Raw genomic sequence first — 25242 nt, forward strand, 5'->3', positions numbered from 1 at the left:
CAGGGGTGCTGGCCCTCATTCGTTCGCACGTTCAGAAGTTGGTCATCGCGCACTATACCTAGGCCCTTAGGCCTAGGATTGCGGCATGCCAGATATCAACACCACCCCGATGCCCGTAGGATCCGGTGCGCCCGATGGTCACGAACTACCCGGGCAAATCCGTGCAGATGTGCGCTTGTTGACCACACTCCTTGGCCAGGTTTTGAGTGAGAGCGGTTCGCCGGGTTTGTTTGACGACGTCGAAGCCCTCCGTCTCGCATCCATCGAGGCCTACCGTGATGATTCGCCGGAAGCGTTCGCCAAGGCGACAGAGATAGCCGAGGCGTTCTCAGTGCAGCGCGCTGATGAGGTGGCGAGGGCTTTCACCGTCTACTTCCATCTGGTGAACCTCGCCGAGGAGACTCAAAGGGTACGTCAGATTCACGCTGGGGAATCCGAGCTAGAGGGCGATATTGATACCGTGCCCAAGGCTCTGGCGCAGCTTTCCGCTGAGATTGGGGAGGATGCGGCCCGCGAGCGGCTGAAAGACCTCCGCTTCCATCCAGTCTTTACTGCGCATCCCACCGAGGCGCGCCGCCGCGCGGTAGCTTCAAGCCTGCGCAGGCTATCTGCGCTACTTGGTGAGCGTGCGAGCGTGGGCAGCGCGGTTGAAGAAGAGCGGCGTAACCGCAGGCTCCTGCTCGAGGAGATTGATACCCTGTGGCGCACGGCGCCGCTGCGTTCCGTACAGCCTGGACCTGAAGATGAAGTTCGGTCTCTTATGACCATCTTCGATTCCACGTTGTATGAAGTGGTGCCGCGTGTATACCGCTATGTTGACGACGCTCTTCAGGGTGAGGATGCGGGCCGGAGTAAACCGATCGTGGCTCCCTTCATGCGGCTAGGCACGTGGGTGGGCGGCGATCGAGACGGTAACCCATTTGTGACAGCCTCAGTGACGAAGAAGGCGGCGTCGATCGCATCGGACCATGTCCTGCGCGGCCTCGAAGCAACGGCTTCGCGGATTGCTCGTGGATTGACGCTCGGTTCGGATGAGACCTCGCCTTCCAACGAGCTTCTGAACCTGTGGCACAGCATGTATACGGTCAATGAGGAGTTGGCGTCCGATTCGGCACGGCGCGCACCGAACGAACCGCACAAGCAGGTTATGACAGTGATCGCGGCCCGCATTGCTGCTACGCGGTTGCGCGACGCCGATCTGGCATATGCCGATCCGGCTGAACTGATCCGTGAGCTTCGGGTTGTGCAGGAATCGCTGCGGGCGTCGGGTGCTCAGCGCCAGGCATATGGCAGCATTCAGTCGCTGATTTGGCAGGTGGAGACCTTTGGTTTCCATTTGGCTGAACTCGAAGTGCGCCAGCATTCGGCAGTGCATGCTGCCGCACTGGCGGAGCTCGATGCGGGCGAAGCGCCTTCGGAGAAGACTCAGGAGATCCTCGAGGTCTTCCGGACAGTGGCACAGCTCCAACGGCGTTATGGGCCGGATGCTGCGGGGCGTTACATCGTCTCATTCACGCGGTCCGCTCAAGACCTTATCAATGTGTATCGGCTCGCTGAGTATTCGGGTGCAGCTCCTGTTCTTGACGTCATCCCTCTCTTCGAGACGTTTGATGATCTGCAGGCAGCGCGATCGATTCTGGAAGAAGTGGTGCGCTATCCGGCTTTTGCGGCACGGCTCGACGCCACGGGCGGCAAGCTTGAGGTCATGCTCGGCTACTCGGACTCCTCAAAGGACGTGGGGCCGCTCGCGGCCAACCTGGCACTCTACGATGCCCAACAGAGCATCGCGCAATGGGCCGTGCAAAACGGAATCGAACTGACGCTGTTCCACGGCCGCGGTGGAGCACTTGGGCGCGGCGGCGGCCCAACCAATACTGCGATTCTGGCTCAGCCACCACATTCGGTGGATGGCAGGTTCAAGCTCACTGAGCAGGGCGAGGTTGTGTTTGCGCGATATGGCGATCCAACGATCGCTATGCGCCACATTGATCAAGTAGCTGCTGCAACGCTGTTGGCTGTGGCTCCCTCGATCGAGCAGCGCAATGTGGCGGCCGCCAACAAGTATGAGCAGACGGCTCAGCAGCTCATCGCTTCTTCGCGCGCGAGATTCGATTCGTTGGTTCAGGGTGAAGGCTTTGCGCCGTGGTTTGCGATTGTCACGCCGATGGAGGAGATCGGGCGCTTGCAGTTGGGGTCCCGCCCGGCGCGGCGTGGGCTTTCTGTGGAGTCGCTGACTGATCTTCGCGCGATCCCGTGGGTATTCGCTTGGTCGCAGGCCAGGATCAATCTGGCTGGTTGGTTTGGGCTGGGAACGGCGTTGGCGGACGTGGGGGATGAGGTTCTTCTGCGCGAGGCTTACGAAGAGTGGCCGTTGTTCCGCACTGTCATCGACAACGTGGGAATGAGCTTGGCCAAGGCTGATTCGCGCATCGCGCGGCGTTACCTTGAGTTGGGTGACCGCCCGGACTTCACCGAGACCGTCCTAGAAGAGATGGAACTGACCCGCGAGTGGATCGTGCGAATCGTTGGGGGAGACGCCCTGCTGGATAATCGCCCAGCGCTGCGCACTGCTGTGGAACTGAGAAGCCCGTACGTGGATGCGCTGTCACTTCTGCAGTTGCGTGCGTTGCGGATGCTTCGTTCCGGCGACGACGAGAAGCCCAACAAAGATTGGGAACACTTGCTGTTGCTCTCTGTTTCAGGTGTTTCCGCTGGAGTGCAGAACACGGGTTAAGAACGGCTTGGAGTGTGGGCGCTCCGGGATGCTGGTGCGCCCACACGCGTTTCTCAGTGGGTTCCGCCAGACTTCACGAAGTCTGCAATGGCGGTGTCTCCACTGGTGAAACGGTACGTTTGCCCAATGCTGGTTGGATCGTGGAGGACCGCGGCGACGAATGCAGCCACATCTGCGCGGGGTACGCTGCCGTGTGCGTCGGCTGGTGATACTAGGCCGGTACCGGGTTCATGTGTGAGTGCTCCCGGGCCCACGATGGTGTAGTCCAGCCCGCTGTTACGCAGTACGGCATCGGCAATTGCCTTGGACTGCGCGTAGGTGAAGAAGTCGTTGTGCTCATCTACCCCATGGTTGATGTACGAGCCGGAATAGGAAACCATCACGTACCGGCTCACGCCCTGTATCTTGGCTGCCTGCATGGAGTAGATTGCGGCGTCTCGGTCGATTGCCGAGGTACGGGAGGGGTTTCCGCCGCCAGCGCCAGCGGACCAGACGACGGCGTCGTGCCCTTGGATCACATCTCCAAAGCTATCGATGGTTAGTTTTTCGACGTCGGCTACAACGGGCTTCGCGCCGAGTGATTCAAGTTCTGCGGCTTGGTCTGGGTTACGGATGATCGAGGTAACGGTGTCACCTCTGGAGACGAGGATTGGCGTGAGGAGCCGTGCCACGTGACCGTGGCCTCCGATCACGATGATTTTGCTCATGAACTTGCCCTTTCCGATTGAGGCCCATCTACTGGCGTAGGTTCCACAGTATCTGCATATGCAGAGATCTGGGAGTGTAGTGGTCTCGGAGTGAAAAGGGAGTTTGAGTACCGTCCAAAAGGTCGTCTAGAACGTGTCCAAGAGGTAGCGTAGGACGCCGCACCGCAGTTGATTCTCGCAGGTGAAGTGGCAAAAACCAATCACCTGAGGCGCAGTCCAGAAAGAAGCATGAATTCAACCTAGATTTGGGAATGTAACGACCTCACGGCGTGTTTGCACAGAGATCGAAGATGGCACCTGTTTGGCGGAGCATCTTGAAGGGATCGGTGGTGTTGACGTTCATGGCATGGCATACATCTGGGATCATTACCCTTCCATGGGCATTCGGCCGAGATCGCTCATGTGTGACGACCGTGCATTGATGTTCCCGTGCGTAGGCAATGAGGAGAAAATCAGCGTTGTCTCGGGAAAAGCTGTTCAGCGCTGCCGGTTTGAAATTTTGGCTGTCTGCCCATGCTGATATCTCGCTAAAGTGGTGCGTCGTGCCCTGATCGAGTGGACGAAAAAAGTCGGCATTGTTGGTAGCCCAGTCGGCGAGGGCATCGTTACCGGCGCGGAGTTCGTCATACACTGCATCGATGCTGCATGCTATTCCGTTCCGATTTGCCAGATTCAGCCATGCCCAGAACCCTGGGACGAAGTCAAAGCCATAGTAGCGATTCTTGGCTTCGATGAGCACATTTGTGTCCAGAAGGAACATCACGCCACTTCCAGTTCTTCGGCAAGATTCTCAAACGTGGAATGCTTTTTGATCCCGAGCAATCGATAGGCTTCACGGTACGTGGTGGAGCCTTCCAGTGTGCTGGCAACAACAGACTTCGCAAAGGTGTGACTCAAGCGGATCGGTTGCGTGTAGTAGAAGTTGCCGCCGGAAGTTCTTGCACGGCCGGCCGCGAGCAGACCTATCACTCGGGCATGTTCAGCGCGGTAGGTTTCCTGGTACTCGTCCCATGCTAAGAAACCAGCGTCGAAGATGCGTTTTGTTACGACGAGCGTACTTACGCGGTACAGCTTCGCCAATCGTTCCAGCTCGCTAATTGTGATCGCGCCCTTGAAGTCCTTGCGGAGGGACTCCAAAGGAAGTAGCACTTCGGCGGCAACCTCGTTACACCACCGCTCGTGATCGTTGCCTACTTGCCCTGCCATGGTTGCGTCGGACAGAGCGCTCATACCAAGGCACACATGAGCGAGCTCGTGGATGATGGTGAAGATCTGTGCAGCTTTGGTGTCAGCTCCATTGATGAAGATTAACGGAGCCCGGGTATCGGTTAGGGCGAATCCTCGGAACTCCTCGGGGTTGAGCGTTCGGAAGTTGTTTGCCCCGACTACACCGTTGATCATGACGAGGACTCCGAGTTCCTCGATCCGGTCGATCAACTGCCTGAAGGCTGTCTCCCAATTGGATGACGAACTTCGTTCGCTCAGGTTAAATCCGAGTTCGTCACGCAACCGGCCGGCGACATCTTTTGGTGGTGTTCTTGTGGATGCGGAGCTGACCAGTTCCGGTGGTGGAATGCGATTCTCCGCTGTGTACTCCCGATACCAGTCCTGCCTGGCTTGGCATAGGTAGATGGTGTCGAGTAAGTCTGCCGATGGCCGAGGAACTGCCTTGTTCCCAATCGTCCTCATATCGGGGATCGGGACTTCCTCGATTGGTGGTTCCGTGAGGAAAAGCATCCCGAAAGGGGCGTGGGTAGCGGAGGCAAAATCCTGCAACTGCTTCAGAGTGGGTTGCTTTGTCCCTGCTTTCCATTCATTGAAATACGGTGCGCGGCGCGCGGTTGTCTCCGGGTCCCACCCGGCACGGTCAACTGCCCAATGAAGGAGGTCAGCAGAGACGTCCACGCGAACCTTCATGCGAATCCCTCCATTCTCATATTGGTTGTGCCTTTGAAGTCCCTCCCATTCTAGGAAAGGGGGAGGACAAATTCACGGAGAACTAACAGGCGCTTGACAACCTGGTTGGCTGCCTCGAATGAGGATTCAGATGTGCGCCACCTGTTGTGGCTGCGTGATCAGATGCCTGACTAGGTAGTTGACCTTGTGGCAGTTACCACGGGCCCTGCCGCATTTCGCAGTAACGATGGGCTTGCCGTGATTCCCCTAGCTACACTTGGGCCGTGACATTCGTTGAATGCAAACCACCTAAAACCAGATCCCGCGCGTGGTGGAAGTTCGCAGCAGCATTCCTACTGATTTCCGTTCTGTTCTATGGCGGGCCGGTTCTCTGGGTAGAGTCCGACGACGGCGCATCCACGCCCGGAATGTGAAGGGCAGAACTGTCGGGCTGCCGCACTAAAATGTGACGGGGAATGACTGCAGGATCAGAAGAGCTGAGGTTGACGATCAATGAAGAGTAGCAAAAGCCATGTTCCCTCGGCTAGCAAAGTGTTACGATTTAGGTAACGCTTGTGCAGATAAGGTACAAGAATCGCGATATGGAGCGCAAATGCACGGAGTCCACGTACATGCGAAGGAAGCTTGGGGACCAACGTGCCAAAGCCCTGCGCCTTCGTCTGAATGAACTGAGTTTGGCAACTGAGATCGACGAGCTTCTCTGTTTCCCAGGAAAATGGGAAGCCCTAACTGGGGATCGAATCGGACAATGGTCTGGAAGGCTCACTGCCAATTGGCGGCTGATCGTCGCGCCCGAAGATGGGAATGTCGTCGTTTGGATTGTTGAGATTGGCGACTATCACTGACAACTTGACTGCGGATTGGCTTTGGATGGCCAGGAAAAGGGGAGATGGCAATGTCTGGGTTGGCATCGTATTCAGCGCAGCCGGATTATGCGGTGGCACCAGGCGAGCACATTGCGGAGTGGCTCGATGACAATGGGGTGAACGCTGCTGAGCTTGCCCGCAGGTTGGGTGTCACGCCAAAGCATATCTCTGAGCTCCTTTCCGGCAAGGCGCCACTTTCAGCAAGGATTGCTGTGGACTTGGAACGGGTCACGGGTATTCCTGCTCGGATGTGGAACGGCTTCGAGGTGAAGTACCGTGAGGAGCTCGTCAGGTTGGCGGAGAAGGTCGAGCTTGAAGAGCAGTATGTGAAGGCCAAGGCCTTCCCTCTTGCTTACCTGCGGAAGTGGGGTTTTGTCACGGCCGAACAGCGTGACAAGGCTGGAACAGTTCGCGGGTTGTTGACGCTGTTTGGTATCGCTCATCTTGACTCCTTCGACGCAACATGGCTTCACGCGAAGGTGGCATATCGAAAGGTGCCACTCACTAATGAGAAAACCTTTGAACGCGCCACATGGTTGGCTGTGGGGGAGAAGCTTGCGAATGTGAGTGCACTTCCTGAGTTCAGCAGAGACGCAGTGATCGCACTCGTTCCCGAACTACGTCTTCTGACAGGTGGATCGGATCCTGTGGCCGCCATTACCCGAGCACAGGCGTTGCTTAGGGACGCCGGTGTTGCAGTGTGCTTGGTTCCACCAATTCCGGGGTTTGGCGCCGGTGGTGCGACTCGATGGATCGCAGGGCGCCCTGTTATTCAGCTTTCGATGCGTGGCAAGACAGACGACCAAATGTGGTTCACACTGTTCCACGAGATTGGTCATACTCTGCTTCACGGTCAGAAGAGTGTGTTCATGCAGGGGATGGAGGGCAAGATCGAGGATGAAGCTGACAGTTATGCTGCGCGCACGCTGATTCCCGCGGAGTTCACGGACCGCCTGCCAACAAACCGCAACTCGGCGGCCGTACGTGCACTTGCAGATGAACTGGGTATTGCACCCAGTATCGTGCTTGGTCAAGCGCAGCGGATCACAGGGGACTTCGCTTGGGGGCATGGCTTCCGCGTTACTCTGAAATGGAGTGAAGACGATCCTTCGTGAGCTTGTTCTGACGATACGCATGGGTGACCTCGTTGTGGTCACGGCGAGCCCAGTTCAAACTCTCTTCGTTCGGTAATCTCAAACGCTCTTCGTTCGGTAATCTCAGACCTGTGCCTTGCCACCGCCGATATCCAGCTCGGCGTTAGAGTCGGGTGGTGAGTTGTTCCAACGATGAGAAGCCGCCCGGCACCACGTCCCGTGTGTGGTGGAAGTTCGCGGCAGCATTCCTCCTGATTGCCGTTCTGTTCTATGGCGGTCCGGTCCTTTGGGTTGAGTTCGACGACGGCGCCTCCACGCCATCGCTCAGTCATGCGCAGTTGCCTGCCGGGTTGGTTGTTGACGGCAGCGAAATGAGTTGCGCATCTGGTGGCTGCTGGCTCGATGTCTCCATCGATCGTGAGGCGAGTATGCCTGATGCGCTGAGCGAGCTTGCTCAGCGCGATGGCTCATGCCAGATTGTCAGCCCATTTGATATGAGGCGCGTGTGCGTTGACATTGGTGGGATCGACGATAAGCACGTCTTCGTCTCGTACAAAAGAGTGCTTGGGTTGTGACGTGACGTGACGTGACGCGGCATGGCAGCGTGCGAATGGTTGGACGCGGAGTCACCCTCGAGAGGGCAATACTGACTGTGGACCAACCTGACATTGTTGTCGATGGCAAGGAGCCTAGATCGAGGAGGTTTGTCGATCATGAACCGCCTTCTCCAGTAGAGGTTGCAACTTCGTGGCCCGCTGATGCCAATGATAGATTGAAGGTGCTCACCTGCTTTCAGCGAGAGTCCGATCACTGAGAAGGGGAGAAAGATGTCCGTCAGCATCCACAAAGTTAAGGTTGAAATCGACAAAGATGCCGATGCCGGGTACATCCGTGTCTCAAGCGAGCCTGTGTCAAGAACCGTCGAGCTCAACAATAACGTTCTTGTTGATCTTGACTCGATGGGTATGGTGGTAGGAATCGAGGTTCTGGGACTTGGAACGAAGGTTCCATTTGATGAGATCTTCCGCGCTTACCATGTCCGGAGCGAGGTGCAAGCCATCTTCCAATGCATGCGTACGAGCATCGAGAGCCCGATGTCGTTTAGCGATGGCCCGGATGCTGTCTCGAACGTGCGGAGTCAGTTGCATCTCACAGCTTGCTGAGTTGCCGCGTCTGGTGTTTCAACGGATCGTGGAGCGGCACGATCTGAATGTCAGTACCGGGCATGGTTCGTTGGAACGGTGAGGCCGAGCAGTACGCCGTAACGCTTCCGCGCGGTCCAGATCCCGATGACTTTTCCCGAGGATCCAGACTCCGTCTCCGCTGTGCGGAACGGGTTGATGCGCCACTGTAGAACAACGGGCCTTGAGCAGTTCTTCCATTCGTCTGCAGCCGTGCCTTCACGCCGACTCCCGCTCACACAGTTGGCTCAGCCTACCCCCACAGTCCCAGCGCGAACTCCGCTACGACCACGGATAGAAGGTATGAGGCGGTGATCGCCACGAGTCCTACAGGTATGATCTTCCAACCTATCGTGCGTAGTGCCGGTAGGTCCTTCCCCAGAGTCAGACCTGCGATTGTGAGCACCACAGTACATACCGAGAGGAATGTGACTGAGGCCGAAGTATTAATAAGGAAGCCTGCGACCGGAGATAGTAGTCACCATGCCGGTGACGGCTTGGCGGCAGGAGGCCGTGGTACAAACACGTTCCCTGAGTCCCGGCTCATACTCAACATTTCCTGTCTAGGGTATGCTGGCAAGGCATTGTTTCCGAACCAACGAAGGGAGAGGCTGGCCTGCGCGGCCTCATGCAATATATGAGGCCCATTCGTGAGATCGGTGATTCCGTAGAACCGCCGTGACCCTCAGCGAACACGCAGGAGCACATCGAACTCATGACTCTTGACGCCAATCACACCAAGGACCTGATCGAGACTTTCAAGGAAGTCACCAAGGATGAGGAAGAAGGTGAGATTCGCACCGGGGTTGATAGATGGGTTTTCGGTGCTGCAGCAGCTGTGGCCATTGCCTTCCTTGTGTGGGGCCTCGTTGATTCCGACGGCCTCGGCAACGTCGCTTCGACAGCGCTCAGCGGAGTGATCACGAACTTCGGTTGGTTGTTCGTGATCGCGGCGACGGTATTCGTGGTCTTCGTGCTGGTTGTGGCATTCACCCGGTTTGGCCGGATTCCGCTGGGTAAGGACCAGGACGTCCCGCAGTACTCCACCTGGTCCTGGATCTCGATGATGTTTGCCGCAGGCATGGGTATTGGCCTCATGTTCTACGGTGTGGCCGAGCCCTTGTTCTTTTACGTCTCCCCGCCGCCGGGCACTGTGACGGCAGAAACCACAGCTGCGGTGAGCACTGCGATGGGTACCACGATGTTCCATTGGACTCTGTATCCGTGGGCGATGTACGCGATCGTTGGATTGGGAATGGCGTATGGCACGTATCGTCTGGGACGCACCCAGCTCTTTTCTTCGATGTTTGCCGGGCTCTTTGGCCAACGTGCAGTTAATAGTGCCGGCGGGCGTATCATCAACGTCCTAGCAATTGTGGCCACTCTTTTTGGTTCAGCTTGTTCGCTGGGTCTAGGTGCGCTCCAGATCGGCGGTGGCTTAGAGCAAAGTGGCGCGATCCCACAGGCAAACTCTGCAGTTCTCACCGCCATCATTGCGATCCTCACTGCGGCCTTTATTGCTTCCGCGGTCTCTGGAATTGAGCGCGGCATTCAATGGCTATCCAATATCAATATGCTGCTGGCCATCGCCTTGGCCGTGCTCGTCTTCTTTGCCGGCCCCACACTTTTCATCCTCAACATCATCCCAAACGCGGTTGGTTCCTTTATCTCAGACCTCCCGGCAATGGCATCGCGCACTGCCGGTAGCGGAGATGCATCCATCGATGAGTGGATGGCCAACTGGACTATTTTCTACTGGGCATGGTGGGTCTCATGGTGCCCGTTTGTCGGTTCGTTCATTGGTCGAATCTCGCGGGGAAGGACAGTGCGTCAGTTCGTGACGGGAGTGCTACTGGTACCGTCCGTTGTCTCCGTCTTATGGTTTGCGATTTTTGGTGGAGGAGCTATCGGGTTACTGCGTCGCGCGGAGGATGCGGCGAGTGCGGCGAGCCTGATGGTCACCACTGGTCCTGATGGCACCAAGAGTGTCAATTCAGATACTGTGCTCTTTCAGTTCCTTGATGCGCTTCCTATTCCGGCGTGGATGACTGCCGTTCTTGTGGGTTTGTGTGTGGTGTTGGTGGCGATCTTCTTTGTGACGGGTGCGGATTCGGCTTCCATCGTCATGGCGAGCTTTTCGGAGAACGGTGCTGAGAATCCTTCGCGGTGGAATGTGGTGTTCTGGGGTGCGGCGACGGGTGCGGTGGCCGCGATCATGCTGCTTGCGGGAGGGGATCATCCGGAGGCTGCTTTGAATGGCTTGAAGAACATTACGATTGTGACGGCTTTGCCGTTTGTCATTGTGATGTTGTTGTTGTGCGTTTCTTTGTGGCGGGATCTATCGCGTGATCCGTTGGTGATCCGGAATAGTTTGGCGCGCGAGGTTCTGGAGCAGAGCGTTGCTTCGGCTATTGAAAAGCACGACGGCGAAGCCTTCGAGCTGAGAACTGATGAATCGAGTACTCAGGAACCGGCACACCAAGGTGCCAAGCCAGCGGCTGAGCATGGGACTGCGTGAAATAGCGCGCGCAGGATGACAGATGGTGGATCGGCACTAGGGTGGCTGGATTGTGCTGGGGCACTCTGCGAGCTTATCTCGGAATGGTCTAAGAAGCAGGCGCGGCGGGTAATGAGCGGGTAAGCATGGGCCCACAGCCTGCAGGTTTCTGTGGACTAGCAACAAGACGATAACAACTGATCTGAATCAGGTCGAGTTCCGCTTCAATGTCTAGCAGAACGCCTGATCACTTCGAGCCTCTGGTGTATTCGGAGGGTCGAGGTGATAACCAGTCATCGGGACATGCATCCAAACTGTGTGAATTGATGAACGCTGTTCTTCCCTCAGACTTCGCCTTGGCTGCAGCTAGGTCATCGACATACACCAAGAAACACCTCAACTCAGGTTTACTTCGCTAATCAAACAAGGGCAAGCTGGGGTCCAGTGGCGCATCGGGCGTGGGTAAGCGCAGTCGGGTGGCAATGCGATTCCAAACCCGGGTGCCACCTCTCATGTCCTGCAACTCGTAAATGCCCGCGAAACGCCACGATTGATCTCTGTTTGTCCTTTGGTCCTTGACGAACCAGACTCGGAGTTCTTTCTCCCAAGCCTGTCCCTCGTCTTGGTTTCTCTGAAGGCGCGTTTCCCGAAGTGTCAGTCCGTCGCTACTTAAAGTATTGTCCCAGTTCATCCCGCGATCATCGCTGTCAACGCGAAGGTTTGCCAAAGATAGGTGCAGGTCCCCGTATGCGGGGTCATACTCGTCAAGCCTGCGATAGGAACCCCAGCCTTGACTTTGCCTCGGAGTCAAAGCAGTACCAAACAAAGAGTTCGGGATGTCCACGACGTACTGGAACCCGACACGGTCCCGAGCACACTCATCAAGGTCCAGCCACTCGCGATCACGGAGGTAATCCACGGGATCAGGATGGACCTCAACCCATGGCTCAAACGTGCCAGCCTCCCTTTGCTCCTCCACCCGTTTACGCACGATCTCCGCCAACTCATCGAGCCGGGACTCTAGCTCCTCGCTGTCCTTGAACTCCGCCTGTCGGACGTGGTGAAGCCCACCCTCTAGTGCGGCCTCGTCAAAAGAGGTCAGTGCGTCGAACACGCTCGCCTCGCGTATCGCGTCCCTAGAGGCTTGGTCGTCGCTCTCGTGGTGTAGTTCATCGCACTCGATAGCCACGCCAACCTGGGGGAAGTAAAGATCAATGAATCTTGGTCCTTTCTTCGTTCGCACAAGTTGCTGTGTGACGGGAAGAACTTCAAGATCGCCAACTCTGTTCCAGATCGCGTTGACCACATAGTTCTCAAAATCTTTGTTACGTGTTCGATGAGAGAACTGCCGAAAGAGGTAGTTTGACTTATCCATACTGGGCATCGGCAGCTTCCTTCCTGCTTGGCCTTGCCGTTGTAGTCTACTCGGCCGATCTCGTTGCCATTGCGCGCTTCGTAATTGAATGTTTCCATTGCTTTTCCTCGGACTGCGTCATTCGAGCTTTCGCAAAACGGTAAGGGTGGAGACAGAACGCCCTTCATTCGGATCGGGGACTACGGGGCTATATCTAACGCGCGAGATGGGGAACTGGCCGCCCTCGATCTGTGCCTTGGACATCGAGGTCGGTTCTCGTTGATCTGGTGCAAGGTGACGCTTTCGCTCCGAGCTGCTCACTGACTTTCACGACACCCGCGACGTTGTGGCATTTCGGTCAATGTGTAAACAAGGAGTCTCCGCGGTAGCGGAGGCTCCTGAACTAGGTGCACCGGTCCAAGCTCGATGCTCGCACCTGTGATGATGCGCCCGGTACGCTTAGCACTGTGAATAGGTCAGTACCACGTCGAGGCGGCCGAGGTCAGCGAGATGGCCGATGACCTCCTATGTCTGAATAGCGAGACAGAATGGTCCGGGCTTTGGTGGCTACCTGACGCCCCGGACGAACAGATTCCAGGGACGCTCCGATACGCGCCGGGGACTGGATCGACGCTCACTCTCATGGGTCGCCTTGAGGACCGGATTATGAGCAAGCCCGAGAACGGCAAGGTGACTGTCTACCAGGGGCTTCAATCCTGGGACGCCATTCACGGAGTGGCTAACCGCCGAGAGATCACGCTCCTCGGTTGCTCACCGACGCATTCGCCCATCACCTGGGGCGCGCGAGTCAAGAGTCCGGAGAAGCAAGTCATCTCAGTGGACTCGGCATTGGTCGGCGCCCACATAGCGTCACCTGAGGAGTCAGCGTTTTTAGGGTGCGATTTCTCCGTGGAAGACCTTGGAGTCTGGGCTGCTTCGTCTGCATTGCAGTCAGCATTCGAGTTGGAAGACGGCAGACTCAACGGCAAGAGCACTCTCGAGCTTTCACCTGCCTCTGAGACGTCAGTCGAGGTAGACGGGACGAACTACTCCCTCTCTCATAGGTACACGTTGCCCTTCGTGGAGACTCGGCGCGGGGTTGATTTCGGCCGCGCCACGGACACACCGTTCGTGCGAGTCAACCCTTCGGATGGATGTCCGCTGGAGGATGCGATCCGATATGCAGGCCTGTTCCAAGACCTCCTGTCTTTGTCCGCCCATCGAGCCTGTGGCGTTCTCTGGCTGCGGCTGAGGCTTTCTGGCCCCACCGTTGATTCGCTGCCCGAGCGCCCGGTTCCCGCACGGTACGCGGAAGTCCTCTATCGCCCCACAGTCATAGGCGACGGCGATGCTGAAGCGGTGAAGCCGCATCGAGTGTTGTTCACATGCAATGACGTGCCGTTTGAGGAGATCGTCCCACGGTGGTGCGAGGTTCACGAGCGACTGCAAGCCGCAGCGAGCATGATCCTGGGTCTCAGATACGACCCGGCTCTGTACATCGAAAACAACTTGCTGATCTCGGTCGGCGCTGCCGAAGTGCTCCAAGGGAAACTGCATGTTGGCTCTCCTCCGATCCCTGAAGAAGAGTTCGCACTGCTACGGGAACAGATCCTTTCTAACGTGTCTGAAGAACGCCGGGACTGGGTTCGGAGCAAGCTCCAGAACACTCCGAATCTCAGGAGCCGTCTCCTTGGGCTTGTCGAGAGGATGGACGCGGGCGTGGTCGATCTCCTAATGCCAGACAAGGACCGGTGGGCACAGTCCGCGTCGCAGGCGCGTAACGATCTTGCTCACCAGGGACAGACTCCGCGCCACTCGATGGAGGAACTGTCTGCGGTCGTCAGAGTCACTACCGCGGTTGTTGTCCTCAACCTTCTTCAAGAACTTGGCATCTCTGCCGAGCGCCAGCGAGAGATCGTTCAGACGAACCCCAATCTGCGCCAAACCGCCTCCGATGCTCGCCGCTGGTTGGGAAGGAAGACCTCCTGATTGAGGTTCTCGTCCTGACGTGCTGCGCTTCGTTCATTCCCAGCGGGAAGCGTGCCGGTACCCGAAGCGCGGCTCCCTCGGGCGTCCGGACTGGACCCTGTGGGCACCGACCGATCGAGCTTGCTCCCGTTTGTCCACGTTGCTCACTGAACTTCACAACACACGGAACGTGGTCGTATTCAGATCAGACTAGTCACACTATCGCCCTCGCCCATCACTCCCGGCGAATCACCGGAGGCCGCAGCGCATACACCAGCACCACCCCTGAGAAGGCTAGGGCAGCCACCAGTAACTCGCGCCCATTTGCCTGAGGTGCCAAGAATACGGCCCACCACGGGTAACCACCGTCGCCCGATACGCCGAACTGGATACCAACCAGCACCAACATCAGTGGAAGAAGCCAGGCGAATGAGGTCCAGCCGGCGATAACCGCAGCAAGGCTCAATGCGGCAAACACTAGGACGTTCCGGACAACGATTCCGGCCGAGGCCACGCCGAGCCCGCCACCCAGTGTCCCCAATATGCAAGCCCCCGCGGCCAGAGCCATGAGAAGCACGGCCCACAGGCCCCGAGCCAGCTTCACTCGAGGGGGATCGGGTAGGCGGGCCGGGGGTCCGATGCATCCTATGGCCACTGCGATTCCGGCTGGGCAGGTGATGAATACGGGTAGGGCTAGCGGCGCTACCAGCCATTGGGTGAAGGCACGGGATACGAGGATGTCGCGCAGCAGGAATGAACACACGGCGCATGTCGCGATGATTGCAATAGCTGGCCGGGTACGATAGACGCCCAGCCACGCACGCCCTTCGCTCACGTTGCCCCCAGATCGCAGGCCGCCCATCTATTGAGGATCTCGCTGATGTCCTCGGGGCTGAGAGTATGCTCGTCGCCAGTGAATATGGTGGCATCTCCTAGTTGCCCACTCCACGTGTAGACGATGTTCTCCATGTCAGTCCAGTAGTGGTCAGGAATTGCATCGTTCCCTGATAGCGCTGGGCACCATGCTGGTGTCAACATCTCTTGAATGAGTATTGAGACGTCATCTGGGTCCTGTTCAATTGGCCCAAACGCCGTTGTCCGTGAATCGGGATCGCCCGGATTCCGTGACCGCGAAGCTTCTACAACCTGAGCGGGAACTAGGGCATCGTAACCGGCTTCCCGCGCACTATTCACAAGCTGACGTACTGTCGCAATATCCGGTGCAGCATTGCGCTCGTGTTCGCCGTAAACGCAGATCGTGGGGTCCGTTCCCGCGCAGTGTGTGGGTTCTTCAGCTGTAGGAACCATCTGATTCCCGGGTACCTTCATTGAAGCGCCAAGAAGAATAACGACGACGAACCCAGCGGCAACTATCGCAGGAGATGGCAGCAACCAACCATGAGCTGCACGCGGGCGTGACAGCAGAAGGAGACCGGCCGTGAGGAGGGTGATGGTCAGCTGGAGCCAAAGGAACCCTGTGTTCCACACCAACCCGACTTGGGAGATAGTGGCGCCGCTGTCGCCAAGTGGGTGAAACCCCCGACCTCCTGATGAGACCGTGGTGAAGATGAGGGATGCGGCGTAGGCGCCTGCGGCCCCAAGTAGGCCAGCAACAACTGGTTGGGTGAGTCTGCCGACGAAACTGCCTAATGCCGCAAACCACATGATGGAGGCTGCCTGTGCGGCCATAGCTAGTGCCACGGGGAACCATCCAACAAACGGATGGGGAGCGCCGCCAATGCCAAACAAAACCAGGATGGCGAGCAGGTGAACAACTGCTGCGGGTACCTCAGCCCATAACGCCGCCCATACGAACTCTCGCCGCCCACCCGCTGTGGCTAGGCTCAGATGACGGCGACCTGGCTGGGCTAAGTGGGCCGAATCCACAGCGGCAACTGCGCCCACGAGTGCACTAATCATCCAAACAGCCAATGCCATCCAACGAACCGTGAAGACCGCTTCGCCTAAGTATGGTGCACCGCGAAGTAGGGCCACACCTACATCAAGGACGATCACCGCTAGTGCTACCCAAGGTCCTGCTAGCGTACGTGCCGCATACGCCCACCGCAGTCTCATTCTGCGCCCATCAGTGCTGCCAGAGAGCGTTCAAGCGCAGTCTCTCCAGGCATGTCGTCAGAAGCTAGGCTTTCTAAGGTCTCCACTGCTCCATCGAAGACCATCGAACCTTCGGACATGACGATCACTCTCTGCGCTAGTGCGCGTACGTCCTCTACCAGGTGAGTTGAGACAAAGACGATGTGCGTCTCCCCGAGATCCTCAAGGACGGAGCGGATTGCTAGGCGCTGAACGGGATCGAGACCCACAGTGGGTTCGTCAAGTAGAAGAACGCTGGGATTATGAACAATAGCTTGTGCTATCCCGAGCCTGCGCACCATGCCGCCTGATAGTGACTTGATTGTTGAGCTTTTGCGTTCTGACAACCCCACACGGTCCAGCGCAGCATCCACGGCGGCACTCCGTTCCGCCCGTGGCACACCGTGCAGCCACGCCACGTGCGATATGAACTGCTCACAGGTTGCGTTTGTAGGGAACGCTGGCGACTGGGGGAGAACGCCCAGGCCCGCTGCTCGCGAAAACCGGACGGAGTCTGCAGGGCGGCGTAGCTCTCCCGAAATCAAACGGAAGAGAGTTGATTTCCCAGCGCCGTGCGCCCACAAGGCACGTCACACCAGTGTTTAACGTGAAGCTCAATGGGCCCAGATTGAACCCACGCCGATAACGGAACTCCAAATCAGAGCACTCAACCACGGGAATCGGCACTTCCGTCATAGCTCTCCCATCCAGTCCAACACTCAATACCAGCAGCGAGTGGAGTCGAGAATCTCCGTCTTTATAGCGCAAGAGGCTCAGTGGTTCATTCAGGACTAAGCGTGCGTTGGTGACAGGTTCATTGTGCGCTCGGGGGACGTCTCGGTGCCACCGCAGACGAGTGAATGCTCGCTTGAGGTCACTCTTCCTGATATCTGATGATGATTAGCAGTGGTCTGAGCTGCAAAGACTCTATGCGCGGGTCCAAGAGACGATCGTGCCACGGGCGGTGTGGTCACCATGCCGTAGACAGCTTGGCGGCAGGATATTGTGATCGGGTGAGAGGTTGGCTGAATGGATAAGGCGGCTATGTCAAGTACTGACGTGGAAGCATTCGAGGTCCGTCGGTGGGTACTAGAGCAAGTACTCTCGATAGCCGCGCTCGTAACTGAAAGGCACCGCTGTGGTGTCTATGTTCTGAAGTTCGCGAATGGTGAGCGATACGTGATCAGCAAATGGCCAGTAAGCTGCGAACAGGACCCGTGGAACTTATCATTACCGTGACCGATTAGTAGACTGTCTCAAGGTCTTAAGATGGTCTGTGCGGGACAACTCTTCGAGTCTTCCCTGTGCAATGAACTGTGATGAGTTGAACTGTTCTTGGCAGCACAGTGCACAGTTCTGAAATGGGTCCAACTCCGTCAGCAATTACTCAGAAAAGTCTGTTGCGTGCGTGGAATGGTCAACGAAGATGTCGTCTATATCCCTTCTGGGTGAGAGCGTTTGACGGTAATTCTCTGCAGGGTACCCTACGGCAATGAATACAACAATATCCTCCGAGGCAGGAATGCCAGCCACAGGTCGGCATGTACGTGACTTCTCATGTGTCTCGGACCAGTTCAAAAGACAGGAACCGAGACCAGATGCATGTAGAAGCCAAACCAATGACATTGCAAACAACCCACCATCGATCCACCTTTGGTTTCTCTCACCTGGACCAGAGAAGGACGAGCGGCGCACTGTTACAACCATTAGTGCAGGTATTGTTTGGTTGAAACCTCTGTTACCGTTCTGAAGGCGCAATAGATCTTGCACTTGAGTTGAGTCGTCATAATAATAGACGCGGAATGCTTGGCGGTTGCATACCGAAGGTGTGGTGCCGGCCAATTGTGCAATTTGACGTATCTGGTCAACGCTTACGCGACGGGTCTGATCAAAGTGCCGCACACTATGCCTTGACTTGACGAAGCTTTGAACCGCATCGATGGGAAGCGTCACTGGCGGTTGATCCACGATCGGTGCCAATAAGTCTGATAGTTCGTTCGTATCGTTGAAGCTCTCGACCTCGGCAATTGCAGCGTAAGCATTGTCGGACTCAAGGCGAACGGAGCATTGCTCTGCTGATTCAAGCAGCGATCGCATCAGATCCATTCTCTCAACACCAAATGGGTTCTTTGGCTGTGGAAGTGCCATTCCTTTCTCAAGTCCGTGGGTAAAGAAAGTCAACCTTGCCTGAAGCTGTTCCCGATAATCACGCTTCGAACTGTTCGATTTGGGAAACAAAGCTGACGTTGACGCAGAGTAGTCAAAGAAATCAGCGAGGAACTCCCTTGCAATAGTCAAGGACTTGTAAACATCCAATGCCCACTTTGGTGCATATCGTTTCAGTTCAGAGCGAAGACGTGGCATGTGAGCTTATCCTTCAGAGGCAGATTATGAGGACCCTTCTTGGGTACACCAATGCAGCCTATCAAAGGCATAATGCCAAAGACGATTGTGGGTTTGGTGTGGTGTGGTTGCTCTGAGTTGCTGACTCGTTGTTGGCGTAGATGGTGGGCGCGGGTCATGTCTGTTGAAACATTGGCGTGTATGGCATCGAAGAAGCCGAGGACTGGCGCAGAATCAGCACTTGTGATGGTTGCCGCTGCCGAACTGGCTCATCTGGCTAAGGCTGCTGGTTCGGATCTGATGGTCTTTGACAGTTTGCTGAAGCCGTTGACAAAGTCGGTCCTAGAAATGGCTCTGAGTAGGGAGATGGCTGAGCATCTGAGCTGAGAATTGCATGAACGGACTAGTGCTTGCAAGACCACACGTTTTCGTAGTCACGCCCCATCGACGACTGCGGTAACTGACCATGTCGGCGATGTACACATCCCGTTCCTCGGAACCGTGAAGGAGCTTTCGAACAGTTGGCCGTTGGAAACCACCGGTGCCGTTTGAAGAACACTGAGGAGGAGGCCCTATCTGCGAGTATCGTTATCACACTGTTTTCGACTGTCAGTGATGTCCGTACTTCCGTTTGTGACCAGTTTGGATTGAAGCTATTTCGACAGTTTCAGGTTCGATCTATGACATCTTGCTCAGATTGTGCTGCTGATGATGTGGGATTCTTGCTGCCGGTTTGGCTGTCAGTTTGTTTCCTTCTTTGAACGCACATGTTGCAGGACGTAAGCCGATATGAGGTTCGAGGTGCGCAGCCTTAAAGGCAGTATTCTGGTTCAGTGGCCCGTATCTGTGCCTAGGCCGGTAATTACCCGGTGAGCAAGCCTGTGAAACAGAACGTGATTATGCATCGAATCGATGCGTTGACAGGCCCGCGCCCTTTCAGTTTCCGCGATGTCAGTTCTGATCTGCTCGTTTGCTATACGTTCCCAAACCACGAAGGTTTACTTAACAGGTGAACATAATAGACACGGAACGGTACGGCAGCTCCGCCTTGCCAGACATTAACGGATTCAGGTTCCTATGAATGTGATACTTCTGATTCCAAGTGGGTCCCCCATTAGACGTCAGGAAGATCTGCAATCTTGTTATGTCTGCATCATCGGCAAAAAATCAGGTATTGAGTTCAGTTTCCGAGAATGAGCATAGCGTGCGACGTTCGGTCCGCTTTTCGACGGCTAGACTGAGCGTATTCCAGACTGCGTACATTTTATTGTGTCGTCTGCACAGCGGCGTGTCTGGATCCGACTCGCTGCAGAAGGAGGTGGCTTTGGTTGGCACGTTCTAGACTGTCGTAGGTGTGGTAAATGGTCTTGTGGAGATCTGATTGACGTTCACGAGAAGTCTCCCGAATGGTCGCTTGTGTTGGCGAAGGAGGATAGCTCGAGAATAGCGAAATTGGTTTGCATGCAGTGCTAGGTCACCGAGAGTATCCTCAATTGCGTGCTTGACCTAGGGCTGATGGGGCATCGTAGTCACGAAGTCGATGGGATCATGGCCCATCTTGACGAGGTCGATGAGAAAGGGTGTCCCTAGGAACGATCGGTCTCATCATCGAGCCATTCTCGTAGAGATTTGGAGCGAAAGAATGTGGAGAGACACGTTCCGTGTCGTAAGGGGTTTGTTCACCACTGAAAGACGGAAAGCCCTCGGGATCTGCGTCGTTGTCAGCGTGGCAGGTGCGGCGCTCTGATTGCAGTTGTCTGTCGAGGAAAAGTACTGCTACGTCAAAGACTTGCCTACTGTCGACTTGCGTACTGTCGCCAGCTGGTTCGAGAGTGCCACCCGCTCATGCCGCTTTGAAACTGCCCGACGTCACCCGCCATCTTTTGCGGAGACCCAACGCGATTCGGCGTGGTTTGCTACCGGTAGTAGTGTTGCTGCTTGTATTCTGCCTGGCTATGTGGCCCGTCTGGGTGCGACCACCTGAGAATCTTCAACCGATGAACGTGAGTGGCAGCTTTAAGAGTGCCGAGAGTCTGGTGGCATTCGGTCTCTTTCCAATGCACGAAGACTGGTCTGGTATCTAGCTCACGCTCACTAGAGAATCGACTACCATTTGTCTCCGACTGCTGGATGGGAGAGGATGAGCTGTCGGGTTCGGGTAAAGTTCAATCTGGTTTCTCATCGCTCTACGCCATCGCTCTTCTCGCAAGCTGGTCTTTTGTCTCTTTCATCGCGACATTCTGCTGAGATTCCTATGAGACATGACGGCGTTATGGGTGAGACAGTTCTAAGGAGACTCAACGACGTGATGAGTGGAAGTGAGTTTGCAATTGTCTAGCCAGCGCAAGGTCGGCGCCGTTCTCGGATATACCAATATTCTGGTCAAGAATCTCGTTTACTTGATCTATACGCCGATGCTGCTCTCGTTCGTTGGACAGGCGGATTACGGCGTTTACCAAACTTCGTACTCGTTTGTGTTCTCTCTATCGCTGCTGACTTTTGGCTTCTCCGAGGCGTACGTACGCTTCTACACTCAGCGGCACATTCACGGGTCAGAGGATGAAATAAGGCGCTTGAATGGCATGTACTTGTTGCTCTATATCGCCGTATGCGCCATCGCTCTCGTGCTCGGCCTCCTACTTGCAGCCAATGCGAGCAGTATCTTCTCTGGAAGTTTCACTGATGATGAAGTTAACTTGGCTCAGAAGCTAATCGTCGTCATGACCTTCAACATAACGATGACGCTGCTGTCAACGGTCTTCGATGCATTCATTCTTGCCCATGAGCAGTTCAAGTTCCAGCAATCGCGTCAGATGTTGACAACACTTGCAACGCCCGGTCTGGCATACGGTCTGCTCAACCTTGGTATGGGTGCCGTGGGCGCCGCTGTGGCGCAGCTCGCGGTGACCTTTGTATTGCTTATACTTAATGCGCGTTTTGCGATCGGCAAACTCGGCATGCGCTTCGATGTGCGGCACTTTGACAGTGTTTTGTTCCGCTCTGTTGCCGCTTTCAGTGCGTGGATCTTCACCAACCAAGTCTGTGAGCTCATCAACCAGAATGTGCCAAATGTCCTGCTTGGTGCACTTACGAGTGCCAGCACGGTTGCAGTCTTTGCCGTCTCAGTGCAGATCCGTTCGGTCTTCTACTCCCTGTCGACAACCATGTCGAGTATCTTCACGCCGAAAATCAATCGTATGGTCGCCGAGTCGGATGACAATGCGGAACTCACAGATCTAATGGCACGTGTGGGCCGCTACCAAGCAACACTATTCGTGTATGTCTTTGGAGGCTTTATTCTTCTTGGAAGGTTCTTTGTCGAAAGGTGGGCCGGCCCGGACTTCTTGGACGGGTATTATCTTGTTCTGGTCATGGTGGCACCGCTGTTTGTCCCGCTTGTCCAGAATACTGGCATTGAGATCCAACGTGCAAAGAATCGTCATCGGGCACGGAGTATTGCATACCTCCTGATGGCAATTCTCAACGTCACCCTCACTGCACTCTTGGTGCCGATTCTTGGATTCTGGGCTCCAGCAATTGGATATGTCGCATACATTGTGTTTGGAAGTGGTCTCTTCATGAACTGGTATTACCAGAAGAGGATCGGCCTCGACATGGTGAGATTCTGGAAGAGGATCGTTCCGATTGCCTTTGTGGGAGCGTTGGTCTGTGCAGTGTGCGTGGTTGGGTCGTTTGCGATTCCAGCCGAGACTTGGAACCTCTTCATCACGTGGGGCCTCGTCTACTCGTTGTTGTACACAGTGGCGGTCTACATCATTGTTCTCGACCAACAAGAAAGAGCTTCGTTAAGCACTAAGCTAAGGCGTTGGCGTCGGCATCACGATTAGAATTATGTAGCCTCGACGGAATTCTGTACAGGTATGAGAGCGTGCAGTCAATACGGTTTCAAGACCGATTGGCTGGTCATCACGCCAAGAACAAATAGCTAAGACGCCATTCGACCAAAGGCAAAGACATCTAGCATTCCCGAGAGAGTCTTCAAAAGGCAACGCCCAACTCGAAAAATTGTATCCGCGATTGCGAAGAAGTCCAGATTTACTTATGCTGGACCAGCGTACTACATGCGAACGTTGGCATGCCACATCAGTATCCACCAGATGCTAGATCAGCACTATAGTTGTGGTGACAGAGCCAATCCTAGGCCGGAAATGACAAAGCGAGTGTAGTGGCTCACATAGATAGATTGGAAAGCTCATGCAAGACTCTGTGCTTATTGTGACTCTTCCGATAGGGGAGAATTACGGAGGAATCCTGCAAGCTTATGCCCTGCAGAGCGTTATCTCGGATCTTGGGTATAACGTGTCGACGACGGCTGCCGTCGGTGGAGTGGGAAGGTGCTGGAAGCGTTCGTTGAAACGTGTTCCTGGAGTCAAATGGCTGGCAAGAATCATCAAAGGCAACGCTAGGAACGGACGGCCAGAAGGGTATGCGGAGGCTTCAAAGAGCTTTGTGAAAGAGTATCTCAAAGTAGTTTCGTTCAATGAAGCAAAGCGTAATACGGGCCGGTACAAAGCCGTCATTGTCGGAAGCGATCAAGTATGGAGAGAACCGTATGGAGCGCTAGGTGTCAATTTCCTTGGCTTTGTGCCTAAGGCTGTCAAGAAACTCTCCTATGCCGCTTCTTTTGGTGTTGACAACATTGCTGAATACTCATTAATACAGCGCCTACGGGCACGGAGAGCTATTAAGCGGTTTGATGCTGTGTCAGTTCGTGAAATATCGGGCGTTGCTATTTGCAGCGACTTCTTTGGTGTGGAAGCTATGTGTCACATTGACCCCACAATGATAATAGGTAAACGCGTATATCAGCAGTTAGCCGACAAGGGCTACAACAAAGATCCTGGCGGAATATGTTCTTATATTCTTGATGAGAATGAGTTTTCCCAATCAACACTCGAGGCCGCCAAGTTGCATCTAAACATGGCGAGTCATGTGTTGTTGAATCAGGCTGCTCTAGCTCCTGTTGAGGACTGGCTGAGAGGTTTTTCCGATGCAGAGTTTATTGTCACTGATTCCTTTCACGGTACCGTCTTTTCTATTATTTTCAACAAACCATTTGTAACAATCTGCAACACTGTCCGAGGTGCCTCGCGTGTCGAGTCTTTGCTGGAGAATGCTGGACTTATGGACAGACTTATTCGATCTGAATCGGACCTTGCGGACTTTCGTTTTGAAGAGTCCATAGACTTCGCGCAAGCGAATCGCTGGATTGAAACGGAGCAAAGGGCTTCGATACTCTATCTGCAAGACGTTCTGGATGGGATAAAGACAGTCAGATAGCAAGCCAGATTATTGTGACAGGCTATGTGCGTTCTAAAGCTGTTAGTGCGTTGGTACGACCTTGATCTGTGGTGCAAAATGCTGTTCGTCGACTACAGGTGTAGCCACTCGGTGTGCTTCTCGGCAGCGCTGAGGCTGGGTTCTTCCGCGTGGTCTGTGTTAGGACCAGAAACTGAGATCTTCAGTTAGATGCTTAGGAACCAATTTGGCGGTTGCTGTGCGTTGATTCACTTCAGTCGTTCCACTCGCCTAGGTCTATGGCAATCATTGATACCGTGCCTTCATTACTGTGAATGCGTGCCGAAGGGCAATTCGATCTAGTCATTCTGAGATCTGGCGAATGGTCCGTGGCTATCAAAAGTATGTTGGGCAAGTATCGTCGGAAATTGCAGTATTTGGATGTCGAACGCGCCAAGCTGCCCGTTGAAGGGCTTTTCTGGGTATTCGAGCATCGACGTTAGAACAACTCGTTGTTCAGGTGTGAAAGCTTCGGTCGGAGGACCGTCTGGGTTCTACTTCTGGGATGTGCTCGCATGGTATCGACATTCTTCATCGCAAGCTAGGTGCTTTCTGATACCAAAGATGCGGTTGCGGAGAACCTATGTCCGGAGACTGAGATGCTATGCACAGAGATGCGGCGACCGCGTGCAATGACAAGTTGCAGTGATTGAGCGCCTTTAGTGCTCCAATCAACACATGTTGCGTCGTCGCAAATGCTCTATCGAGAGCCGTTCATTGCACGACACATACTGCGTGTTTTGTGAGGAGGATATTTGCCATTCTTAGGAGGGCTGGTCTCTGTGTGTTAGCGTGGGCGCAATCTCTCCAAAAGTAGGTATAACTGACAGGTCATTGTGGCTTAGTACTGTGATATGGACGATCTGGAGAAGTGTTGGCGGTGGTTCTGTATTGCGCTACAGATATGCCTGATTAGAGCGGTGAACCTGGTGGCCTTGCCTTTTATTATGGCAATGTACCGACAGTGAGGTTTTGGTTAAACAGTTTGGCACAAATATGTCATGACCAATTAACATTCTGCTAGAATCTGTTCTTTCGAAGGTGAAACCGACAGAAATACGCGCAATCTCACCGTTTGACACGGACTTATGGCAATGTTTGGTTGTCAGCCAAAGATGTTGCCCGACTCAGCGTGTAAGTGTAGCTTCTTCCGTTTCGACAACGTCAT

General features: G+C 55.1%; 19 protein-coding genes. 10 read left to right on the forward strand and 9 right to left on the reverse strand.

Annotated elements, in window-relative coordinates:
* Positions 1-85: 85 nt before the first annotated feature.
* Positions 86-2734 carry a phosphoenolpyruvate carboxylase gene (locus tag H2O17_RS02170; RefSeq protein WP_182050130.1) on the forward strand — a complete coding sequence of 883 codons (2649 nt, stop codon included), beginning with the start codon at positions 86-88 and terminating at the stop codon, positions 2732-2734.
* 53 nt (positions 2735-2787) lie between these two features.
* Here the strand turns inward: H2O17_RS02170 and H2O17_RS02175 are convergent, their stop codons facing one another.
* The 3 genes from H2O17_RS02175 to H2O17_RS02185 all read right to left on the reverse strand — a co-directional run bounded on the left by H2O17_RS02175 (position 2788) and on the right by H2O17_RS02185 (position 5358).
* Entirely contained in the window at positions 2788-3441 is a 654-nt protein-coding gene (locus tag H2O17_RS02175; RefSeq protein ID WP_182050131.1) for an SDR family oxidoreductase, read from the reverse strand.
* A gap of 262 nt (positions 3442-3703) precedes the next feature.
* Positions 3704-4201, reverse strand: coding sequence for a DUF4411 family protein (locus H2O17_RS02180; RefSeq protein WP_182050908.1), 498 nt, complete (start codon positions 4199-4201; stop codon positions 3704-3706).
* Positions 4201-5358 carry an ImmA/IrrE family metallo-endopeptidase gene (locus tag H2O17_RS02185; protein WP_182050132.1) on the reverse strand — a complete coding sequence of 386 codons (1158 nt, stop codon included), beginning with the start codon at positions 5356-5358 and terminating at the stop codon, positions 4201-4203. Before H2O17_RS02185 ends, H2O17_RS02180 begins: the two co-directional genes overlap by 1 nt.
* Positions 5359-5969: 611 nt before the next feature.
* Here H2O17_RS02185 and H2O17_RS02190 point away from each other — a divergent pair.
* The 4 genes from H2O17_RS02190 to H2O17_RS02205 all read left to right on the forward strand — a co-directional run bounded on the left by H2O17_RS02190 (position 5970) and on the right by H2O17_RS02205 (position 8481).
* The gene (locus H2O17_RS02190; protein WP_246311303.1) at positions 5970-6203 is read left to right on the forward strand and encodes a type II toxin-antitoxin system RelE/ParE family toxin; all 234 of its coding nucleotides are present in this window, start codon (positions 5970-5972) and stop codon (positions 6201-6203) included.
* 50 nt (positions 6204-6253) lie between these two features.
* The gene (locus tag H2O17_RS02195; RefSeq protein ID WP_246311305.1) at positions 6254-7339 is read left to right on the forward strand and encodes an ImmA/IrrE family metallo-endopeptidase; all 1086 of its coding nucleotides are present in this window, start codon (positions 6254-6256) and stop codon (positions 7337-7339) included.
* Between the two features lie 155 nt (positions 7340-7494).
* On the forward strand, positions 7495-7893 hold the full coding sequence (locus H2O17_RS02200; RefSeq protein WP_182050134.1) for a hypothetical protein: 399 nt from the start codon (positions 7495-7497) through the stop codon (positions 7891-7893).
* A gap of 252 nt (positions 7894-8145) precedes the next feature.
* A complete protein-coding gene (locus H2O17_RS02205) occupies positions 8146-8481 on the forward strand; it encodes a DUF2283 domain-containing protein (protein WP_182050135.1) in 336 nt (111 codons plus the stop codon).
* A gap of 50 nt (positions 8482-8531) precedes the next feature.
* On the opposite strand, the gene H2O17_RS02210 is transcribed toward H2O17_RS02205, so the two are convergent.
* Entirely contained in the window at positions 8532-8738 is a 207-nt protein-coding gene (locus tag H2O17_RS02210) for a hypothetical protein (protein WP_182050136.1), read from the reverse strand.
* A gap of 476 nt (positions 8739-9214) precedes the next feature.
* Between H2O17_RS02210 and H2O17_RS02215 the strand changes: the two genes are divergently transcribed.
* Positions 9215-11017 (forward strand): BCCT family transporter, encoded by a 1803-nt coding sequence (locus tag H2O17_RS02215; RefSeq protein WP_182050137.1) that lies wholly within the window; start codon positions 9215-9217, stop codon positions 11015-11017.
* Between the two features lie 394 nt (positions 11018-11411).
* Here the strand turns inward: H2O17_RS02215 and H2O17_RS02220 are convergent, their stop codons facing one another.
* Positions 11412-12380: an AbaSI family restriction endonuclease gene (locus tag H2O17_RS02220; RefSeq protein WP_182050138.1), complete on the reverse strand. Its 969-nt coding sequence runs from the start codon at positions 12378-12380 to the stop codon at positions 11412-11414.
* A gap of 480 nt (positions 12381-12860) precedes the next feature.
* On the opposite strand from H2O17_RS02220, the gene H2O17_RS02225 reads away from it, so the two are divergent.
* On the forward strand, positions 12861-14339 hold the full coding sequence (locus H2O17_RS02225) for an ApeA N-terminal domain 1-containing protein (RefSeq protein WP_182050139.1): 1479 nt from the start codon (positions 12861-12863) through the stop codon (positions 14337-14339).
* Between the two features lie 214 nt (positions 14340-14553).
* Here the strand turns inward: H2O17_RS02225 and H2O17_RS02230 are convergent, their stop codons facing one another.
* From H2O17_RS02230 to H2O17_RS02245, 4 genes are all read right to left on the reverse strand, one after another.
* Positions 14554-15153 carry a hypothetical protein gene (locus H2O17_RS02230; RefSeq protein WP_182050140.1) on the reverse strand — a complete coding sequence of 200 codons (600 nt, stop codon included), beginning with the start codon at positions 15151-15153 and terminating at the stop codon, positions 14554-14556.
* Positions 15150-16394: a hypothetical protein gene (locus H2O17_RS02235; RefSeq protein WP_182050141.1), complete on the reverse strand. Its 1245-nt coding sequence runs from the start codon at positions 16392-16394 to the stop codon at positions 15150-15152. Before H2O17_RS02235 ends, H2O17_RS02230 begins: the two co-directional genes overlap by 4 nt.
* Positions 16391-16996, reverse strand: coding sequence for an ATP-binding cassette domain-containing protein (locus H2O17_RS02240; RefSeq protein ID WP_281363057.1), 606 nt, complete (start codon positions 16994-16996; stop codon positions 16391-16393). Before H2O17_RS02240 ends, H2O17_RS02235 begins: the two co-directional genes overlap by 4 nt.
* Before the next feature lie 799 nt (positions 16997-17795).
* A complete protein-coding gene (locus tag H2O17_RS02245; protein WP_182050143.1) occupies positions 17796-18776 on the reverse strand; it encodes a nitroreductase family protein in 981 nt (326 codons plus the stop codon).
* Between the two features lie 180 nt (positions 18777-18956).
* On the opposite strand from H2O17_RS02245, the gene H2O17_RS02250 reads away from it, so the two are divergent.
* From H2O17_RS02250 to H2O17_RS02260, 3 genes are all read left to right on the forward strand, one after another.
* Entirely contained in the window at positions 18957-19142 is a 186-nt protein-coding gene (locus H2O17_RS02250; protein ID WP_182050144.1) for a hypothetical protein, read from the forward strand.
* 1931 nt (positions 19143-21073) lie between these two features.
* On the forward strand, positions 21074-22603 hold the full coding sequence (locus H2O17_RS02255) for a lipopolysaccharide biosynthesis protein (RefSeq protein WP_182050145.1): 1530 nt from the start codon (positions 21074-21076) through the stop codon (positions 22601-22603).
* 367 nt (positions 22604-22970) lie between these two features.
* Positions 22971-24056 (forward strand): polysaccharide pyruvyl transferase family protein, encoded by a 1086-nt coding sequence (locus tag H2O17_RS02260; RefSeq protein WP_182050146.1) that lies wholly within the window; start codon positions 22971-22973, stop codon positions 24054-24056.
* The last annotated feature ends 1186 nt before the right edge of the window (positions 24057-25242 follow it).

It is taken from the genome of Changpingibacter yushuensis (assembly GCF_014041995.1).
In the GTDB taxonomy this organism is placed as follows: domain Bacteria; phylum Actinomycetota; class Actinomycetes; order Actinomycetales; family Actinomycetaceae; genus Changpingibacter; species Changpingibacter yushuensis.

What these genes read in the sequence shown, in the direction of transcription:
- H2O17_RS02245 (WP_182050143.1), bottom strand. Translation starts at nt 18,776, where the DNA reads ATGCCACGTCTTCGCTCTGAACTGAAACGATATGCACCAAAGTGGGCA.
- H2O17_RS02235 (WP_182050141.1), bottom strand. Translation starts at nt 16,394, where the DNA reads ATGAGACTGCGGTGGGCGTATGCGGCACGTACGCTAGCAGGACCTTGG.
- H2O17_RS02180 (WP_182050908.1), bottom strand. Translation starts at nt 4,201, where the DNA reads ATGTTCCTTCTGGACACAAATGTGCTCATCGAAGCCAAGAATCGCTAC.
- H2O17_RS02225 (WP_182050139.1), top strand. Translation starts at nt 12,861, where the DNA reads ATGGCCGATGACCTCCTATGTCTGAATAGCGAGACAGAATGGTCCGGG.
- H2O17_RS02260 (WP_182050146.1), top strand. Translation starts at nt 22,971, where the DNA reads ATGCAAGACTCTGTGCTTATTGTGACTCTTCCGATAGGGGAGAATTAC.
- H2O17_RS02170 (WP_182050130.1), top strand. Translation starts at nt 86, where the DNA reads ATGCCAGATATCAACACCACCCCGATGCCCGTAGGATCCGGTGCGCCC.
- H2O17_RS02195 (WP_246311305.1), top strand. Translation starts at nt 6,254, where the DNA reads ATGTCTGGGTTGGCATCGTATTCAGCGCAGCCGGATTATGCGGTGGCA.
- H2O17_RS02250 (WP_182050144.1), top strand. Translation starts at nt 18,957, where the DNA reads ATGGCATCGAAGAAGCCGAGGACTGGCGCAGAATCAGCACTTGTGATG.
- H2O17_RS02190 (WP_246311303.1), top strand. Translation starts at nt 5,970, where the DNA reads ATGCGAAGGAAGCTTGGGGACCAACGTGCCAAAGCCCTGCGCCTTCGT.
- H2O17_RS02220 (WP_182050138.1), bottom strand. Translation starts at nt 12,380, where the DNA reads ATGCCCAGTATGGATAAGTCAAACTACCTCTTTCGGCAGTTCTCTCAT.
- H2O17_RS02215 (WP_182050137.1), top strand. Translation starts at nt 9,215, where the DNA reads ATGACTCTTGACGCCAATCACACCAAGGACCTGATCGAGACTTTCAAG.
- H2O17_RS02185 (WP_182050132.1), bottom strand. Translation starts at nt 5,358, where the DNA reads ATGAAGGTTCGCGTGGACGTCTCTGCTGACCTCCTTCATTGGGCAGTT.
- H2O17_RS02175 (WP_182050131.1), bottom strand. Translation starts at nt 3,441, where the DNA reads ATGAGCAAAATCATCGTGATCGGAGGCCACGGTCACGTGGCACGGCTC.
- H2O17_RS02205 (WP_182050135.1), top strand. Translation starts at nt 8,146, where the DNA reads ATGTCCGTCAGCATCCACAAAGTTAAGGTTGAAATCGACAAAGATGCC.